This window comes from Halomonas sp. NPDC076908 (assembly GCF_050269715.1).
In the GTDB taxonomy this organism is placed as follows: domain Bacteria; phylum Pseudomonadota; class Gammaproteobacteria; order Pseudomonadales; family Halomonadaceae; genus Vreelandella.
In genome coordinates, this window is sequence record NZ_JBNNIW010000015.1 from 70,225 (window position 1) to 87,936 (window position 17,712).

Annotated in this window: 19 protein-coding genes; 7 read left to right on the plus strand and 12 right to left on the minus strand. The window is 50.8% G+C overall.

The window, feature by feature from the left end:
- The first annotated feature begins 20 nt into the window (after positions 1–20).
- Positions 21–545 carry a gamma carbonic anhydrase family protein gene (locus tag ACQKE4_RS10935; protein WP_427388361.1) on the plus strand — a complete coding sequence of 175 codons (525 nt, stop codon included), beginning with the start codon at positions 21–23 and terminating at the stop codon, positions 543–545.
- A 132-nt stretch (positions 546–677) separates the two neighbouring features.
- Here the strand turns inward: ACQKE4_RS10935 and ACQKE4_RS10940 are convergent, their stop codons facing one another.
- Positions 678–2,369: an L-lactate permease gene (locus tag ACQKE4_RS10940; protein ID WP_427388362.1), complete on the minus strand. Its 1,692-nt coding sequence runs from the start codon at positions 2,367–2,369 to the stop codon at positions 678–680.
- A 386-nt stretch (positions 2,370–2,755) separates the two neighbouring features.
- Here ACQKE4_RS10940 and ACQKE4_RS10945 point away from each other — a divergent pair, with 386 nt between their 5' ends.
- From ACQKE4_RS10945 to ACQKE4_RS10955, 3 genes are all read left to right on the plus strand, one after another.
- Entirely contained in the window at positions 2,756–3,448 is a 693-nt protein-coding gene (locus ACQKE4_RS10945) for a glutathione S-transferase family protein (RefSeq protein ID WP_427388364.1), read from the plus strand.
- 111 nt (positions 3,449–3,559) lie between these two features.
- Complete coding sequence (locus ACQKE4_RS10950) at positions 3,560–4,249, plus strand: glutathione binding-like protein (protein WP_427388365.1); 690 nt, start codon at positions 3,560–3,562, stop codon at positions 4,247–4,249.
- A gap of 179 nt (positions 4,250–4,428) precedes the next feature.
- Positions 4,429–4,800, plus strand: coding sequence for a phasin family protein (locus ACQKE4_RS10955; protein ID WP_427388367.1), 372 nt, complete (start codon positions 4,429–4,431; stop codon positions 4,798–4,800).
- A gap of 96 nt (positions 4,801–4,896) precedes the next feature.
- On the opposite strand, the gene uraD is transcribed toward ACQKE4_RS10955, so the two are convergent.
- Positions 4,897–5,379, minus strand: coding sequence for a 2-oxo-4-hydroxy-4-carboxy-5-ureidoimidazoline decarboxylase (uraD, locus tag ACQKE4_RS10960; protein WP_427388385.1), 483 nt, complete (start codon positions 5,377–5,379; stop codon positions 4,897–4,899).
- Between the two features lie 229 nt (positions 5,380–5,608).
- On the opposite strand from uraD, the gene uraH reads away from it, so the two are divergent.
- The 3 genes from uraH to ACQKE4_RS10975 are packed head-to-tail and all read left to right on the plus strand — an operon-like array spanning position 5,609 to position 7,938.
- Positions 5,609–5,962, plus strand: a complete 354-nt coding sequence (gene uraH, locus ACQKE4_RS10965; protein ID WP_427388368.1) for a hydroxyisourate hydrolase — start codon at positions 5,609–5,611, stop codon at positions 5,960–5,962.
- Between the two features lie 11 nt (positions 5,963–5,973).
- Positions 5,974–7,176, plus strand: coding sequence for a urate hydroxylase PuuD (locus ACQKE4_RS10970; RefSeq protein ID WP_427388369.1), 1,203 nt, complete (start codon positions 5,974–5,976; stop codon positions 7,174–7,176).
- 15 nt (positions 7,177–7,191) lie between these two features.
- The gene (locus ACQKE4_RS10975; RefSeq protein WP_427388370.1) at positions 7,192–7,938 is read left to right on the plus strand and encodes a GntR family transcriptional regulator; all 747 of its coding nucleotides are present in this window, start codon (positions 7,192–7,194) and stop codon (positions 7,936–7,938) included.
- Between the two features lie 481 nt (positions 7,939–8,419).
- On the opposite strand, the gene ACQKE4_RS10980 is transcribed toward ACQKE4_RS10975, so the two are convergent.
- The 10 genes from ACQKE4_RS10980 to ACQKE4_RS11025 form a co-directional block, all read right to left on the minus strand.
- Complete coding sequence (locus ACQKE4_RS10980; protein WP_427388371.1) at positions 8,420–8,917, minus strand: DUF2165 family protein; 498 nt, start codon at positions 8,915–8,917, stop codon at positions 8,420–8,422.
- Between the two features lie 222 nt (positions 8,918–9,139).
- Positions 9,140–10,489 (minus strand): FAD-binding oxidoreductase, encoded by a 1,350-nt coding sequence (locus ACQKE4_RS10985; RefSeq protein ID WP_427388372.1) that lies wholly within the window; start codon positions 10,487–10,489, stop codon positions 9,140–9,142.
- Between the two features lie 36 nt (positions 10,490–10,525).
- On the minus strand, positions 10,526–11,323 hold the full coding sequence (locus ACQKE4_RS10990; protein ID WP_427388373.1) for an ABC transporter permease: 798 nt from the start codon (positions 11,321–11,323) through the stop codon (positions 10,526–10,528).
- Positions 11,320–12,144, minus strand: coding sequence for an ABC transporter ATP-binding protein (locus ACQKE4_RS10995; RefSeq protein WP_427388374.1), 825 nt, complete (start codon positions 12,142–12,144; stop codon positions 11,320–11,322). The genes ACQKE4_RS10990 and ACQKE4_RS10995 overlap by 4 nt, the downstream gene beginning before the upstream one ends.
- Complete coding sequence (locus ACQKE4_RS11000; RefSeq protein WP_427388376.1) at positions 12,141–13,145, minus strand: ABC transporter substrate-binding protein; 1,005 nt, start codon at positions 13,143–13,145, stop codon at positions 12,141–12,143. Before ACQKE4_RS11000 ends, ACQKE4_RS10995 begins: the two co-directional genes overlap by 4 nt.
- 39 nt (positions 13,146–13,184) lie before the next feature.
- Positions 13,185–14,036: a creatininase family protein gene (locus ACQKE4_RS11005; protein WP_427388377.1), complete on the minus strand. Its 852-nt coding sequence runs from the start codon at positions 14,034–14,036 to the stop codon at positions 13,185–13,187.
- On the minus strand, positions 14,033–14,506 hold the full coding sequence (locus ACQKE4_RS11010) for a RidA family protein (protein ID WP_427388379.1): 474 nt from the start codon (positions 14,504–14,506) through the stop codon (positions 14,033–14,035). The genes ACQKE4_RS11005 and ACQKE4_RS11010 overlap by 4 nt, the downstream gene beginning before the upstream one ends.
- Positions 14,503–15,735: an amidohydrolase family protein gene (locus tag ACQKE4_RS11015; RefSeq protein ID WP_427388380.1), complete on the minus strand. Its 1,233-nt coding sequence runs from the start codon at positions 15,733–15,735 to the stop codon at positions 14,503–14,505. The genes ACQKE4_RS11010 and ACQKE4_RS11015 overlap by 4 nt, the downstream gene beginning before the upstream one ends.
- Before the next feature lie 56 nt (positions 15,736–15,791).
- On the minus strand, positions 15,792–16,727 hold the full coding sequence (locus ACQKE4_RS11020) for a PDR/VanB family oxidoreductase (protein ID WP_427388381.1): 936 nt from the start codon (positions 16,725–16,727) through the stop codon (positions 15,792–15,794).
- A gap of 86 nt (positions 16,728–16,813) precedes the next feature.
- Positions 16,814–17,470 (minus strand): TetR family transcriptional regulator C-terminal domain-containing protein, encoded by a 657-nt coding sequence (locus tag ACQKE4_RS11025; RefSeq protein WP_427388382.1) that lies wholly within the window; start codon positions 17,468–17,470, stop codon positions 16,814–16,816.
- Positions 17,471–17,712: the final 242 nt, after the last annotated feature.

Here is a 17,712-nt window from a genome sequence, read left to right on the forward strand (position 1 = left end):
TAACAACCCAGGAGGTTAACGTGGCACTTTATCAATACGGCGAGCATCGCCCGGATGTTCACAACGACGTATACATTGCCGATACGGCGGATGTTATCGGCCAGGTGACCTTAAAGGCACGCTCCAGCGTGTGGTATCAGGCGGTATTGCGGGGTGATACTGATCATCTTGAAGTGGGTGAAGAGAGCAATATCCAGGATGGTGCCGTGCTTCACGCTGACCCAGGCTTTCCGCTCAAGGTAGGTAAAGGCGTAACGGTAGGGCACCAGGCGATGCTACATGGTTGCACCATCGGTGACGGCTGCTTAATCGGTATTCAGGCGGTGGTGCTCAATGGTGCGGTAATTGGCGAAAACAGCCTGGTGGGCGCGGGTGCCTTTATTAAGGAAGGCGCAGTGTTTCCACCCAACTCGCTAATCGTTGGTTCGCCTGCCAAGGTTGTTCGCGAGCTTTCTGAAGAGGTAGTGGCGGGCTTAAAGCAGAATGCGCAAAGCTACGTGGAGCGCGGTAAGCTCCATAGCCAACAGCTTAAGCGCATAGATTGAAGCAAGTCGATTGAAGCAAGTCGATTTAAGCAAATCGATTAGTTAGAAACCTTTGTCACAAATAGCAAACCCCCAGGCCTAGGTCTGGGGGTTTGCGTTTCTAGCGTAGTTATTCCAACAAGTGCTACTTCATCACATCAACGGATCGGTCACGCCAATCACATAGAAGGCCACCATCGCGATGATACCGGTGAAGACAAGGTAGTAGATCGTTGGCAGAATCGTCTTACGGATCGTAGCGCCTTCCCGCCCTAACAGGCCAACCGTTGCCGATGCCGCGACCACGTTGTGAATCGCAATCATATTACCTGCCGCCGCGCCTACCGCTTGCAGTGCCACCATCATGGCAGTGGAGAGGCCCAGTGTCTGGGCAACGTTGAACTGAAACTCTGCCAGCATTAGGTTAGATACTGTGTTGGAACCGGCAATAAAGGCGCCCATTGCACCTACCGCTGGCGCGAACAGTGGGTAGATACCGCCAACATTGTCTGCAACTGCCTGTGCCATCATGACCGGCATAGAAACAAGGTCAGCGCCATTAACGCCGGAGTTGATCAGTATGCGCACCATTGGCACGGTGAAGATCAGTACGAAGCCAGCACCAAAAATGGTTTTGGTCGATTCTGAAACGGCTGCGCTCATTTTTTGCGGGTTCATACGGTGTAGGAAATAAGTAACTAAGACCACCCCAAGAATGATACCGCCCGGAAGATAAAACGGTTCAACACTGCCACTAATACCGGTTTCACCAAGAATATTGGTCCACCGTAAGCTGATGGAGTTGAGTGCAACTCGTAGAGGCTCGATAGTCCGTGAGGCAACCAGGAACAGCGCCAGGAGTACGTAAGGAACCCAGCCTTTAAAGGTGGACATAGGCGCTTTACCCGCTACATCATCAAGCTTGATTTGCAGGTTGCCGATCCACTCGGCAGGCCAGGCGCTCTCTTCCGGGAAATCCCAGGTGTCTTTAGGTAGCAGGAAGCCACGTTTGGCGGCCGGTACAACAATCGCCAAGCCCACCATGGCACCGATCATTGACGGGAACTCAGGCCCCAGCAGTACGCCTACCAACATATAAGGCACGACAAAACTTATACCGGTAAAGATAGCGAAGGGGGTAATCGACAGCCCCTCTTTCCACGATTTATTGGCACCGAAGAAGCGCACCATCACGGTCACCAGAATCAGCGGCATTAAGATACCCACGATACCGTGAGTAATCGCCACTTCACTGGTCACTAGCTGGAAGAATACATCCCAGCTTGAGCCTACTGATTCAAGCTCAGCGGTAATACCTGCGCGATCTACACCGCTGCCAACACCGACGACAATGGGCGTACCCACCGCACCGAAGGAAACCGGTGTGGATTGAATCATCATGCCAACAACGACGGCGGCAAGCGCTGGGAAGCCAAGGGCAACCATTAATGGCGCGGCAACAGCAGCAGGCGTGCCGAAGCCGGATGCGCCTTCAATAAAGCAGCCGAACAGCCAAGCAACAATTAACGCCTGTACGCGACGGTCAGGACTAATGCCTGAAAATCCGTTACGAATAGCGGTAATACCACCCGAATGCTTAAGCGTGTTAAGCAACAGGATAGCGCCAAAAATAATCCATAGAAGCCCAGCGGTTTGGATCAAACCTTGAATGGTTGAAGCCGCCACTCGGCTAAACGACATATCCCAAACCGTCATACCAATAATGGCAGCGGTTAGGAAAACGATAGGCATCGCTATTTTAGCGGGTATTTTAAAACCAATGAGCAAAATACCTGCTAGCAACAGCGGCAAGAAAGCCAGAAGTGCAAGTGTGGTTTCATTCATGGAAGGAACTGCCCCTTGTTATTGATTTGGTATGCTCCGGGAAAACCGTCTGACTTTTGTGAGGCCAGTCGGGTGTATGTGAAAGATACGTTTAGGCTTAGAAGATGACTACATTGGAAAATTGGTCTTACCAGTGTAACGTTTGCCTGGAAGGCAGTTTTGAAACGCCCTTTAAAAGCTAGTTAGTTGTTTTTATTGATTTAATTAAGCTTGGGTTGAGGTGGCTTGCCTGCGCGCCCATTAGACTAATAGACAGTGCAGTTAATACCTCAAAAGGGAGTGCAGACTAGATAATCGCATCACTTGCTTAGAGGGTGACTTGCGCTCATTGTTATCCAAGCAAATATTCACTAACGATAACGAACTTTCACAAGGAGCCTTTGACTGTGGCAATAAAACTTTATGACTTATGTGGCCGAGACGAACGTTTACGCTTCTCTCCCTATTGCTGGCGGGTACGCATGGCCCTTGCTCACAAAGGCCTTGAATTCACAACTATAGCGTGGCGCTTTAAAGACAAGCAGGCGCTGGCCTTTGCCGACTACGATAAAGTGCCGGTGCTTTGCGATGGCGATCAGGTTGTTACCGACAGCTTCGAGATCATGCGCTATCTAGATACAGCGTATCCAGAAGCCCCGGTTCTTGGCGAAGGTGCCAGCTATCAGCGAGCGTTGCTGTTCAAATACGTTGTTGAGCGCAGTGTTAATCCAGCGCTATTTCGCATTATTGCCATGGACTTGTTTGCTGCCATTCATCCTGACGACCAAGACTATTTCCGTGAAAGCCGTGAAGCACGCTTTGGTTGCACGCTGGAAGAGTTCCATCAGCCGGAGCAGGGAAAACAGCAGCTTAAGCAAGCGCTGGCCCCGGTGCGGGACATGCTGCGCGACAGCGCCTTTCTAGATGGCGATGCTCCCAGTGGCGCTGATTATCTGCTGTTTGGCAGCCTGATGTGGGCGCACGTGGTTTCTACTCAGGCAGTTGTTGAGCCGGGCGACCTGATAGATGAATGGTTTAAGCGTATGCTGAACGTACACGATGGGGCTGCAAGCCAAGCCCTGACCGTACGAGAACTATAACGCATAGCAGCGGTACCGATGGCATCCGGCAATGGGTGCCGCCTGATGTAATTAGAAAACATTGATATGCTGACAAACCAGTACATTGATGTTTTCTTTAAGGAGATGGCAATGATTGACCTGTATTACTGGACAACCCCCAACGGCCACAAAATCTCCATCATGCTCGAAGAAGCCAAGCTGGCGTATCGAGTAAAGCCGATTAACATTGGCCGAGGCGAGCAGTTCGATCCCGAATTTCTCACCATCGCGCCCAATAATCGCATTCCCGCTATTGTGGATCACTCTCCGCAGGACGGCGGCCAGCCGCTGTCATTGTTTGAGTCGGGGGCGATCCTAGAATACCTCGCCGACAAAACGGGACTTTTCTTGCCCTCTACTGGCCGCGAACGCTACATCGTATTGCAGTGGCTCCACTGGCAAATGGGTGGGTTAGGACCTATGGCAGGGCAAAACCATCACTTTTGCCACTATGCCCCGCAAAAGATTGAGTATGCCATTGAGCGCTATGTGCGTGAGACCAATCGGCTCTACAGCGTGTTAGATCAGCGCTTAGCGAATCACACCTACGTGGGTGGGGATGACTACTCGATTGCAGACATGGCGATCTATCCCTGGATAGTGCCTTGGGAGAAACAGCGTCAAACAATCGAAGAGTTTCCTGACTTGGAACGCTGGCTTGAGATGATTAAGGCGCGCCCAGCGGTACGTCGTGCCTACGCCTTAGTCGAAGAAGTAAACCCTCAAGCAGGCGTGACGATGGATGAGCAGGCGCGTAAGCATCTGTTCGGTAACCGTTAAAAGCACGCTATACAGCCTAATGCGAGTTATCTACAAGTGAGCAAGCGCAGCATGAGAAAAAATCATGTTGCGCTGCACAAAAAGCACTGCTAGCTTTAAGAACAGCAGAGGCAAAAGCCCAGCTAAAGACCGCCTAAGAAGGCGAGTTCATGTGCTAGCTCACACCTGGAGAGATTCGAATGAACAGTACCACTAATAAGCAGAGTGCCGAGAAAACCAAGCAACAGCTTGAGTCCGTTTTCGTATCCCCCATGCGTTCTTATACGCTGACTGCGCTTGATTACTATGATCAGCTGATCAGCGCTCAGATGGATGCCGCTCGTGCCTACTCTGATATGGCGATTGCCCAAGCGCGTACTTGGCTCGACGTAAAAGACGCTGATAGCTTCAAAAAAGCCATGGAAAGCCAGCAAAAAACAGCTAGCGAGTTTATGGAGCGAGTGAAGGGCGACACTGAAAAAGTGACGTCAATCAGCCAAAGCTTCGCGCAAGATAGCCAGAAACAAGCGGAAGAAACTACCAAGAAAGCGGTAGAAACAGCTAAGCAATAAGTTTGCTTAATAGATAGCTAGTCAGTCGCTTAAAAAAAACGCTGCGCCCTTTAACAAAAGGTGCGGCGTTTTTTGCATTTGTATACAGCGATACGTTTAGCTATCTGCCAAGCGGCTGACTAAACGAAAGCGTGCGATGCGGATAATTTGCTCAATCGCCGTTCGCCGCTCGGTGGCGATATCATTGTGCAAGCGCGCTTCAAAAGCTGCCAAGATAGCGTGGCGATCCAGCCCTTTAACGGCGATCACAAATGGAAAGCCAAATTTTTCCTTATACGTCTCATTAAGGTATTCAAAGCGGGCGAATTCATCAGGGCTGCACTGGTCGAGCCCGGCACCGGCCTGTTCGCTGGTCGAGTCTTGAGTTAATTCACCCGCCATAGCGGCTTTGCCAGCTAAATCAGGGTGGGCGCGGATTACGGCAATTTGCTGTTCGCTGTTTGCCTGCTGCAGCATCAGCCCCATCAGCTCGGCCAGCCCATCTGGCGTATCGTGCGCCTCAGTGATGCCGTGCTGCCAAGCTGCTTTGGCCAACCATGGCGAGTGCTCATAAACATCACCATAGTGATGGATAAGCATTTCAAGGCTGCATTGGCTTGGCGCAGGTGAAAGGTGGCGCGTATCAGGTAGGGTCACGGAAAAATCTCCAAAGCGTACGGTTAGTCTAAGCGCGCTGCTCATCAGTAAGTGTTATTAGTAAGCAAGTCAGTATTAACAAGGTCGATGCTCGATTTGGTGTATACAATAAATAGCAGCAAAGGTACTCTTTGACCAGTCGGTCAAATAATATGACAATTTAGGAGTGGCTATGGGACGTTTAACCACCCACGTACTGGATACCGCAAAAGGGCAGCCCGGCCAAGGGATTGCCATCGAAGTATTTCAGCTTGTGAACAACGAGCGCCATCACCTGAGTACCGTGACAACCAATAGTGATGGCCGCTGTGATTCGCCTATTTTAGAAGGTGATGCGTTCACTGCCGGGGAGTATGAGTTGGTTTTTCATGCCGGAGACTACCTGCGGGCTCAAGGCGTTGAGGCTAATGAGCCGCGCTTTTTAGATGTGATTCCGCTGCGCTTTGGTGTCGCTGATGCCAGCCAGCACTACCATGTGCCGCTGCTGCTCTCGCCTTACGGCTATTCCACCTACCGCGGCAGTTAAGAGGGCCGAGCATGCAGTCATATATTATCGATTTTGTTAACTTGCTACTCCGCTGGCTGCATGTGATTGCCGCTATCGCCTGGATTGGCGAGTCGATTTATTTTGTCATGCTGGATAACAGCTTGCGCAAGCCCAAAGCCGAGGAAGATCGCGAGAAGGGCGTGTTCGGTGAAATGTGGTCGGTTCACGGTGGTGGGTTTTATCACAATCAGAAGTACGCCACGGCCCCCGCCAAACTTCCCAATGACCTGCACTGGTCGTTTTGGAAAGCCTATACCACCTGGCTTTCTGGTTTTGCGCTGTTTGTTATTTTGTATATGGTCAATCCAGGTTTTTACTTGGTAAATCCCAACAGTGACTGGCAGTGGGCCGCTAATCTAACCGGCTGGCAGGCTAACCTTCTGGCCCTGGCATTCTTATTGGGCGGCTGGCTGGTTTACAACGAGCTTTGCAAACGCATTAGCCCCAATATGGATCGCGATGGACTGCTCAGCGTGGCAGTCGCCGTGATGATGGTGATCGTTGCCTACCTCAGTACGCAGATGTTTACTGGCCGTGCTGCCTTTCTGCTCACTGGCGCCGTGATGGCAACCGCGATGTCAGCCAACGTCTTCTTCTGGATTATTCCTGGTCAGCGACGCATGGTAAAAGCGATGAAGGCAGGGGATGCGCCCAATCCGCTGGATGGCAAACGCGGCAAACAGCGTTCGGTGCATAACACCTACTTCACGCTGCCGGTCGTGCTACTGATGGTGAGTAATCACTACTCGTTTATCTACTCCCATGAGCTCGCCTGGGTAGTGATGGTGCTGTTTATCTTTGCCGGCGCCTTGATTCGGCAGTTCTTTGTCTTGATGCATGCAGGCAACACCCAGCCAGCGTATCCTGCCTTTGGGGTAGGGCTTATTCTGCTAGCGTTTTGGGTGGCCGCACCCAGTGCGTCATCGCCTGGCGGAACTGACGGCACGGAAGCGCCCGACCAAGCACAAATCAGCACTTTAATAGATCAGCACTGTGTTCAGTGTCATGCTCGCAATCCTGAGCATGCCGGTTTCTCAGCGCCGCCAGCAGGGTTTGCGTTGGATAGCTGGGATGAAATTCTCGGCCATAAAGGGCAAATTCAGCAGGTGGTGGCCAGCCGCTACATGCCATTAGGCAATATGACCAACATGAGTGACGAAGAGCGCGATATCATTGCCGCTTGGGAGGAGTAATCAGAGAGGCTAACTATGAGTGATGCGCAAGTGCCCGAAAAGCGGCGTGCTCCTGTTAAAGAAGGCAAAGAGAGTAAAAAAGAGAGTAAAGAGGGCGATGAGCGCCATGATGCGATCTACCGTGCGGTGAGCGATGCGATCGTCGAGCAGCGCCTAAAGCCTGGCGCACGGCTGCGCGAAGATGCGCTGGCGGACGTCTTTGGCATTAGCCGTACCGGTATTCGTAAAATTCTGCAGCGCTTAGCGCTGGAGCAGTTAGTCACGCTAACCCCGCGCCGTGGCGCCAGCGTTACCCGGCCCACCGCCGACGAAGCCAAAGACGTTTTCGATGCCCGCCAGTTAATCGAGTGTGGGTTAATGCCCGATGTAGCCCGGCGCATGGGCGAAAAAGAGGCAGCGGAGCTGCGCGAAATGGCCCGCCAGGAGCGCCAGGCGCTGCGCAGCGGCCAGCAGAGCGTGGCTATTCGGCTATCGGCCGACTTTCATGTGCGCCTAGCCCAGCTGTCAGGCAACGCCACCCTGGCGGAATTTGTCGAGCGGCTCTGCTCCCGCTCTTCGCTGATACTGGCCGTCTATGGTCACCCCGGCCACCTGGGCTGCGAATCCCACGATCACGATGACCTGATCGGCTACCTGGAAACAGGCAATGGCGAACGTGCCAAAGCCTTTATGAGCCGCCACCTAAAAGCCATCGAAGCCTCGCTCTCCATGGTCGAAGAGGAGGAGAGCGCACCGGATCTGCAGCAGATATTTGGGGGGTAATGTCGATTAGCCTTAAGCCTGAGCGTAGAGAAAACGCAATAGGTGTTAGAGAGATTCTTAGATTGGCGCTATATGAAAAACCACATCTTAATTCTGCCTTATTCACCTCAGCGCTCTTAGCGGTATGATTGGGCCCGGTTTTCCGCTTCAGAGTCGTCTAACGCCATTGGGCTGTCGTCAGAGTCGAACTTTATTGCTTAGCATCATAGTGGAGGCAACTTTTTATTATGCAATGGCATTAGGTAATGGTGGCTAACGCCCTGGTGGCCGAAGACCTTAGTCGGTAAGCCGTCGATATCCAAGTTGATAGGCTGATCAGTTCGGCACGTGCCCATCTTTGACTGGAATGTAATAAGCACGGGCTGCTTTGGGCAAGTGATCAGTCCAGAGAGCGTAGCCTGCAACAGTAAATCAGGCATAATTCACCGTTAAAAGCCTGATTCTCATCACCGGTTATGCGTGAAAAATTATGCATAAACGCTTATTGAAACTCTTGCTCTGTTTGATTAACAAATATCATGACTAAAAACAACACCACAACAAAGCGAAAAGCGGAGTTTTGGCCATTCCATATCGGGGATTGCCACATAAGAAACCACTCCGCACCAATGGTCATAAAACCTGTGAACCAGAGTAAAATACCAAGTGCCAACCCAACGTTCGCCAATGTTTTGGCGGAGTAGAACTTCTTCTTATCCAGGTGTCTTTTTTGCCACATTTTCCATGCGCCTAATGCACATAAGCCACCGACAAAAGCCTCTGTCAGTATGATGACCCAATAGAAAGCGTGATGTAAAATTGGATCGTGGATGGCACGATATTTTAACTGATTGCCTTCAAAGGTGGTGTCCATGGTTAGCACATGCTCAACAAAAGAAAAATTAGATCCATAGTCCACGACATTGTTAAAAGCCACTAGCCCTGCAAATAAAGCGACACAACCAACCAGCGTAATTTTGATCGTTCTTAAATGACTCATCAGACCTTATCCTTATGGTAGGATACAAACATCGCTAGCAACTTATAGCTCTGTTTATATGGTTTGACATACGCCACTCACTTTGCCTAATTCCAGCAGCAGGTGAGGGGCGTTTTGTTTCTTTCTCACCAAGACTTCATCGCTTATACATGCCTCCCTATTTACCACCTTATAAGGTGCGAGCCTGGGGTTGTAGCAAACCCAAGCTATAGTACAGTAGAACTATTGGATAAGTGATTTTATTTTGCCAGGGTTGAGTAGGCTTAGAGGGTCATTGGCGGCTTTACTCGCCAGTATATCTGCGCTTAATACCCCGCCATGCTTGCCATCTTCTAAGATATAGGTGTGGCTATTATTCACTTTAATGCCTAATGATTGATGAATATTTATCAATTCCAGTAAGCGTTCATCAGTTGAGTATTTTACTAAAGGGAGCCCGGTGATGAGCACCTGGTTATTGTTAGTACGGACAAACTCAAGGTGAATTAATACTTCCTCACCGACCTGCTCTTCGAGCTGGCTTAGCTGTTCTAGAACGTGGTCACTGTCGTAATTAGTCTGTAAGTTGGTGTAATTTTTGTCGTGTTTGAGGGCGTGTAGGGTCGAATGGTTCCAGCAGTACTCCATAAGGGTAAGTCCAGAAGCATTCGCCTGTTCAAAACGCTGGCACCATAGCTCATTGCCACCATGGGCTTTGCATAGCTGGGTTAGCGGCGCATGGCAGTGGGGAGCGACCAGAGCCATAACCAAAAACTGCCCAGACGCTAGATGGATAGGGAGCTCTTTAAAGTAAGAGGCGGCAATGCTGTCGTAAATTGAAACCTCGCGTTTTTCAATACCGGCTGCGTCTACCAGTTCGCGACAGAACGCGTATGCCGACTCTATGCTGTCAAAGCCCAATAAATACTCGCTCCAATTTCGAGCAGGCGCTAAGGCGAGTTGCATATCGATCAAAATACCGTTGGTTCCGTAAGTATGATGGTAGGTGGAAAGCTCATCCCCACTAAGTTCAAGTACACGTGGATTTTCCTCTATGGTTAATACACGTATCGCTTGTACCGTACCCGAAGTGGCGATAGAACCGTAATTAATCGACCCGATGCCACCAAAACCACCTGCAAACAGTCCTCCTATGCTTGCGGCTTTATAGGTTGATGGCATGCAGCGAAGCTCCCAACCACGCTTGCGCGCATGCTCTTCTAATGCAGCGATTTTCATTCCCGCTTGTACCTGTACCAAACCATCACATAGCCATTCGAATGCGGTGCACAATGTCATATCGATCACCAAGCCACCCGATAGCGGTACCGCTTGACCGTAGTTACCGGTTCCCCCCCCGCGCACTGTCATGGGGATGTTAAGTTTAACGCACACGCTGATCAGCGCCTTTAACTCGGTTTCATCCTTTGGGCGCACCACTAAATCGGCTTTTTTATCTATCAACTGTGGCGTCAAGAGTGGACTAAACCAGTAAAAATCTTTAGACAGACGCTTGATGTTTACTTTTGAGGTTACCCATTCAAGCTCAGGTAGTTGAGATTGCAGCGCACCGAGCGTTTCAGTTGATGTCATTAGTCAATACCATGTTAAATAAAGAAGAAGTTCTGCTTATGCCTCGCTTTCGTGCCAATGGCCTATAGTTAGCCTTGATAGAATGGACATACTTGTAAAGAGGATTATCCCAGTTAGTGATATCAGTACTAGCGCGGCAAACATACGAGGAATATTTAATTGATAACCAGACTGCAGGATCTGATAAGCAAGCCCTGTGTTAGCGCCTCCCGTCCCGGCCACAAATTCGGCAACCACGGCGCCTATCAATGCTAACCCGCTGGCAATACGCAGTGCGGCGAAGAAATAAGGGAGCGCCGATGGCACCCGTAGCCGCCAAAGCGTTTGCCTGCGATTGGCACGGCACAGTTGAAAATAGGCCAATAGGTTAGGTGAAACGCTCCTTAGACCCAGTGTGGTGTTAGAAATGATGGGGAATAAAGCGACAAGTGAGGAGCAAACCACCAGCGCGAGCGTCGTGTTCTGGATCCAGATGATAATTAAAGGCGCAATAGCCACCACTGGTGTCACTTGTAGCAGCACCGCATAAGGGAAAAGGGCAGTCTCTAAAGTGCGACTTTGTACAAAGCCGAAAGCGATTAAAACGCCAACGATAATCGCGAGTAAGAATGAGGTGAGGGTGATTTTTAGTGTGTTTAATAGCGCCGCTCCGAGGAGCTGCCAATCGCTGATCAGCGTTTGCGCTACCACCAATGGTGACGGGAAGAGGTACTCGGGTACCTGACCAAGTACCACTGTGCCCTGCCACAATAACAGTAGCAAAACAGCTATGACAGCAGGCACAAATACACGACGAAAGCGTTGGTGGCGCCATAGCGGCAGTACACTAATCATACCTCGTCCTCCGTGCCAGCAGCTGCGACCAAATGTTCATGTAATTGCATGGCGTACTCACTGAACCTTGTACTCATACGAAATTCGGCTTGGCGTGGATAGGGTTCATCGATACTAATATCTGCGACTATTCGACCAGGGCGAGCAGCCATGACGATGATGCGCTCTGATAGAAATACCGCCTCATGAATGGAGTGAGTTACGAACAGAACGCTCAGGGCGTTTTTTTGCCACAGATCGAGTAGATCCCCATCAAGTTTAAAGCGGGTAATTTCATCAAGCGCACCGAAAGGCTCATCCATAAGCAGCAGATCAGGTTTCACCACCAGGCTGCGTGCTATAGACACCCGCATTTGCATACCGCCCGATAGCTCACGCGGCAGGGCGTTGGCGAATCGCGTCAGTCCTACCAGTTCAAGCACCTGCTCAACCCGCGGCTTGATCTCCGTTTTGGCCAACCCCTCAAGCTCTAACGGCAGGCTTACATTCTTTCGCACACTGTGCCAGGGAAGCAGCGATGCCTCTTGGAATACGAACGATAAAGAGTGATTGCTTTTATGCAGTTGATGGTTAGGTTTATTCCACAGCAGGAGGCGACCATCTGATGGTTCGCTAAGCCCGGCAACCATCTTCAGCAAGGTGCTTTTCCCGCAACCGGAAGGCCCTAACAGAGTGACGAACTCTCCTTCACGAATACTCAGGTCGATGGGCATCAGCGCACGGATGCCGTTGGGGTATACCTTCTCGCAGGAAAGTAGCGCTATCGCAGTTTCTGCGGCTACCTTTTCCGTTGCTGCGCCCGCTTGGCCGATGGCACTCATGGCAGCACCGGATTGGTCGTCACAAACTCAGTGGTATAGACCTCGGCAAGGGATAACTTATCCGCCTCGATCAGTCCATTTTCCACGGCCATTTCCCAGGTGCCCTGCATCCGCACATCGGTAATCACGCCAATGCCTTGGGTTTGCGCATCGACACCCGTTAATATCCCGCTAGCGCCCAGCTGCTCCAATGCATAGGCCAGTTGCTCATCACTCATATCAGGGTTTTCCGCCTGGATAAGTGTGTTGCCTGCGCTGGAATCGGCTAAATAGTTTTTCCACCCCTGCATGCTAGCTTCTACAAAGGCCTGTACCTGTTCGGGGTGTTCGGCAATGACATCGTCGCGGCAAGCAATCGAATTACCATAAGGCGGGTAGCCCTCTTGGCCTAAAGAAAACACCTTGTAATCAGCACCTGCCTGCATCATGGCGAACGGCTCGGAACTCATATAGCCTTGTTGCGCAAGCGAGTGATCGGCCATAAAGGGCTGAATATTGAAGGTATAGGGGCGGCTCATTTCATCAGTAAAACCGTACTGACTCTTCGCCCACGGCCACCATGAGGAGTGGGCGTTTGAGGAGATCAGTACAGTGCGCCCCTTAAGCTCGGAAAGCTCATTTATATCGCTGTGGGTGATGATAACGGTAGGGTCGAATTGAAAGCTGCTCGCCACCATGGTCATTGGGATTCCTTGCGTGCGAGCCAGCATGGTGCCGATATCATCATGAATAATGCAGTGTGCCCGGCCCGCCGCGAGCAACTGCACCGAGTTGATTTGAGGTCCCCCCATGCGGATCGTTACCGCTAACCCTTTTTCAGCGTATAGGCCTTCTGCCTTGGCCTGGTAAAAACCGCCGTGCTCCGCTTGGGCGTACCAGTTGGTAGTGAAAGTGAAGGGTATGGGGGGGGCGCTTTGGGCAACGGTGTAACCACTTATTGCTAAAGCCACGAGGAGTGTAGAGTAAGTCAGCCAACGATGGTGCTTCTGCTTTACGTGCATATTGCTTCTCCAGTATTAGTGATGATGAAAGGGCTTACATTACGAATGTGACTCGATATGGCCTGAGTGGTGGCTACGCCCCCAGGATTGTTCGTTGCGCACAGCCCAGTGGGCTTGGTGTACCTCTGTAAAGGCTTGAGCCCACTGAGACGCCAACTGCTCTAGCAGTTGCGCGCCCTGCTCGGGGGTTGCGGGAGTGGGGTCACCGATAACCCCTGTCGAACCGAAATCTCGCGCTACCCAGGCGGCTACCGGACGAGTCTTTGATAGCGTTGGGCAAGGAGAAAGAGACGGGTAGCATGACTTTGCCCGATTCATATGCAGTGTTGCTGGTGCCAACTGCATTAAAATGGCGGTTTCGCCGTGCCCTGCGTGCATCGCACACTGACTCTCCTCTTCGGACATAAAGCTAGTGTCATGGGGGACGCTCCACGCCGAGCGAGCAATGATCATGAAATCACCGTGACGCAATCGTAGCTCTCGAGCTGCCATTTCCAGTGGCTGGGGCTGGCCGCCATGGGCATTCACCATAATTAGCTTACGAAAACCAGCGCGATAAACCGACTCACCTATTTCTTGAATGGTATGCAGAAAAACTTCACCCGTAAGCGTCATCGTGCCTGGGAAATGCAGATGCTCATCTGATTTACCGTAGGTGATAGGAGCAAGCGCATAGGCGGGTACGCTTGAGGGAAGTTTCTCCAATGCTTTGCCGACAACGCCAGCCGCAATAATGGCATCAACCGCGCACGGCATATGAGGGCCATGCTGTTCGATGGCGCCAACCGGCAGCACGATGACGACATTGGCTTTATCTTCTACAGCATCAATATCGGTCCAGGTTAAATAGGGGAGAAAACGCTGAGCAGGTATATATCCGTGTAGCATCATAGATTCCTATTACCGTCAAGCGGCAGGTAGGCGGTGGCTTCTACTTCAACCAGTACTTTCTCGTTTGGTAACATAGCGCTTACCTCGACGATGGTGGAAATAGGGGGGGTATCAGGAAAGAAAAGCGCGCGGACTTGACTGTAATAAGGAAAATGGTCGAGATTGCGAAAGTACTGAACGAGTTTAAATACATCGCTCATTTGCCCCCCCTCCCGCTCAATTATGTGTTGGATGGAATCAAGCACATACCAGCTTTGGCTGAGGATTGCCCCCTTTTTAATATCGCTTGAAAATTCACCCGTACGTCCTATTTTGTCTGCCACCTCACCGGGTATATCATCAAAGCTAGATATCACTAGGTGGCGAGTAGGGTCGACGGCAATGACTCCAGATAAAAAGATAAAGTCACCTACTCGCTTACTGGCGGCATAGCGCGCTAAAGGGGCACCTTTAACAGGGTTATCTGTCATGAACGGCTCCAAGGAGTATCGTGGGGATAAAAGAGTGTTGTCGCGATAGGGCAGGTTCCTATATGCAACCTTATACGCTTTAAATCGCTGGGCCAGCACCACGGAGAGTCTGTGTCAAAGAGTATCCACTCTTGAGTCGGCTCCTTATTAGACGACGCTAGCTGACCATCAAGTCCTATGGTGGAACAAATAGCTTGCGACCAAGTATCAAAGGCATCCTCTAAGTGAGCGCTGAGAACGCCTAGGCGCAGTATTTCAACGGGGTCGTAATTGCCAAAGGGATAAAAAGCGTCCTGCACGTTATCGCTGCCTAAAAGGCAATTAATGCCGCGCGCATGAGCCTCTTTTAATAAGGTTAGGCCGCGCTTACGCGGCGTGTGACCAGGGTGGGCATCTTGAAGGAAAAGATTACTGGTTGGTAACATTAAAAAGGTGATGGGTTGTTTTGCAGCACGCTCTAGCAGCCCAACCGCATAGTGGTATTCTTTATTAGCTAGCGAGCAGAGGTGGCCACAAACGATTCGCCCACAAAATGGCTCGGTGCGTGCTTCGAGGACGTCCAGTAAGCACTCGAGCCCCTTGGACTCACGTGAAAGCTCTTCATCTATATGTAGATCTAAATCGACTCTCCACTCAGCGGCTAGCTCTACCAAGTTGCGCATAGCGCTGGCGTTAAAGTTACTACTATGAATAAAAGCGCCCATCGCTGCATCTGTACTGGCAGCGACCTGTTGCACTATAAAAGATGCCTTATGGATATCCTCAAGTATGCCAAGTGGCACAAGCGCAACTCGCTGTAGACGTATTTTGTGCTGCCAGCGGGCTCTTTGCTCAGCCAGCAAAGACCAAGCCAACGGAATTTCAGTTGGCTCACTCCAATCCACATGACTCCGTATCAGTCGCGTACCGGCCTGATACGCTTGGTTAAGTGCGCGTTCGCTGCGGGCCGTTAAATCTGCATGGCTCCAGTGCATATCCTGATCGGCACGCATCGCTGATATCGCGTTTAGTAGGCCAGGTTGTAAAGCGCCTAGACGTTGACGGGTATAGGTTTTATCCATATGCACATGGGGATCGATCAAGGGTGGCAGCACTAGCCGCCCTCCTAGGTCGAGCGCGCCGGGCTGTGCACTATCGCCTTCTTGCATCGGGCAGGGCGGCGCAAAAGCACCACGCTCAACTCGCACGGTTGCCCGCTGGGACTGGCCAGCTTGCTCAGGCCAGGACAAAGGTAGATACCACCTGGGCAGGCGCATCCCAGTTATAAGGGTTAGCGAGGCGTGCATCATAGCTCCAACGTAAGGCGTTCAGAGCGGCAGCTTCCGCAACAAAGGGCTATGTATTCGCGGCGATCATCCTCGTCAAGGCATTGGTCGCGGTGAACCGGCTCACCATCGCTCCAGGGCACGACACAACTACCGCAAATACCTTGTTCGCAAGCACTCTCGACATAGATACCCGACTGCTTAAGCGTGACCAACATTGAATTGCCAGCTTCAACCTGAAGCGTGCGATCACTTTCACTAAGATAGAGTTCGAATCCTTTAAAGACTTGCTTCTCGTTAGCGCTAAAGCGCTCTTCGTGCCAGCAATTTTTGGGTAAGTGACAACACTGGGCGCTAACCCGCTTGATAAGCCCTTCAGGGCCACAACAGTAGACATGTGTCCCAGTTGGCAGTTTGTTGAGGTATGCCGCTACATCCAGTGCCTGCCGTGGGTTCCGGCAAATCTCAACCGGCCAGCTGCTGTGCATAAGCAGCTCTTTAAAGGGCAGCTCAACCACGCTGGGTGCGGCCACTAAAAGAGTAAAGGGGCGTCTCTCAGCGCTGAGCTGGTAGGCCATGGCAATTAACGGTGTTAAACCAACGCCACCTCCAACCAGCAAGTGGTGGGGGGCATCCTCAGATAACTCAAACACGTTACAAGGCGGGCTTACTTTTAATTGCACACCTTGTTGAGCAATCTGGTATAAGGCTTTCGATCCGCCCCGGCCTTCGGGTTCAAGCTTTACCGCTATTTCATATCGACGACGATTGGCGGGGTTGCCACAGAGAGAATAAGCACGCTGAAATTGGTCATTGATTTGTACATAAATGTGAGCACCGGCAGTAAACGGCGGCAGTATGCTTCTATCGGCCCGTTGTAAATGTAGGCTAAGAATTTGCGGCGCTAACAGCTCTCGTTTAGTTACCGTGAGAAATTCAAAGTCTGAAGAGGGCATTTTTTGACCATTTAGTTTGTACACATGGTCAACCTAAATGCATTAAGCGTACCAACTTGCAGTATATACTGCGAAAAACCCGAAGCCTAAGCGTTCAGATCCTCCTCAGGAGAAATGCCACAGCCCAAAAGTGTAAAGGTAATCAGCTCTTGCTCGATTTTCTTTTGAGTCTCTGGAGCTTGCAAAGGCGATTCCAATAATAGCTCAGCCTGCATCGTATAGTCTGAGTAGTATTGAGTGAGCGCCCAAATATGCATGATCAGGAGCCTCCCATCGAGGGGGCGCATCTCGCCGTTATCGACCCACTTTTGGATATTGATAACTTTGGCATGAGTGTTGGTAATGGATTGCGGCCAGTATTTCTCTAACCTCTTGCCACCACTTAAAATTTCCAGGGTAAAGATGCGTGAAAGTTGAGGGTTGTCTAGTGCAAATTTGAACTTAAGCCGAACAAATTCGGACAATGCTTCACGTGGTGTTAGTTCGGGGTTTTCATCAAAGCTAAAAAAGCTGCTCCAGCTGTCGAGCACTTTACCCAGCACCTGAGCATAAAGTACCTCTTTATCCTCGATGTAGTAATGCAGTTGTGACTTCTTGAGTTGGGCTCTCTCTGCAATCGCTTGCGTAGAAACACCCTGGTAACCATGTTGACTAAATTCAGTGATGGCGGCATCAAAAATTTTATCCATTATCTCCTTACGGCTTTGTTTGGAGCGGACGGTTCGTTGATCAATTTTTGCCACTTTTGCACCATATTTGTGAAATAGTAAGTCTGATTGCACTGCAATGAAGTGAAGTTTCTATAATACACCGCTGGAAGCACTTGTCGGTCTGTCAGTGGTCAGCTTTTTTAATATGGGTAGACTCAACCAGTCAGCGTAATACCTCTGCTAGCCTGGATTTCTCATAGTACCTCAGCCAGTACCGCACTCAGGCTGTAACACCGCTAAACACCTACTGGCTCGACTTACATCGGCTACTTTTT